This is a genomic window from Streptococcus sp. HMSC072D05 (assembly GCF_001815805.1).
Classification (GTDB): Bacteria; Bacillota; Bacilli; order Lactobacillales; family Streptococcaceae; genus Streptococcus.
The window spans coordinates 1-375 of the sequence record NZ_KV822022.1; the positions used below are offsets into that span (position 1 = coordinate 1).

Here is a 375-nt window from a genome sequence, read left to right on the forward strand (position 1 = left end):
TGCTGAATGATTATCTCGTTGCTTACGCAACCAAATATCTAATGTATGTCCCTCTGTATCAATGGCACGATATAAATAGCTCCATTTTCCTTTTATTTTGATGTACGTCTCATCAATACGCCATTTGTAATAAGCTTTTTTATGCTTTTTCTTCCAAATTTGATATAAAATTGGGGCATATTCTTGAACCCAACGGTAGACCGTTGAATGATGAACGTTTACACCACGTTCCCTTAATATTTCAGATATATCACGATAACTCAATGCATATCTTAGATAGTAGCCAACGGCTACAGTGATAACATCCTTGTTAAATTGTTTATATCTGAAATAGTTCATACAGAAGACTCCTTTTTGTTAAAATTATATTATAAA

General features: G+C 32.5%; 1 pseudogene. It reads right to left on the bottom strand.

Annotated elements, in window-relative coordinates:
- Positions 1-339 (bottom strand): annotated as a pseudogene (locus tag HMPREF3057_RS05235) (IS6-like element IS257 family transposase); the annotation flags it as partial.
- Between the last annotated feature and the right edge of the window lie 36 nt (positions 340-375).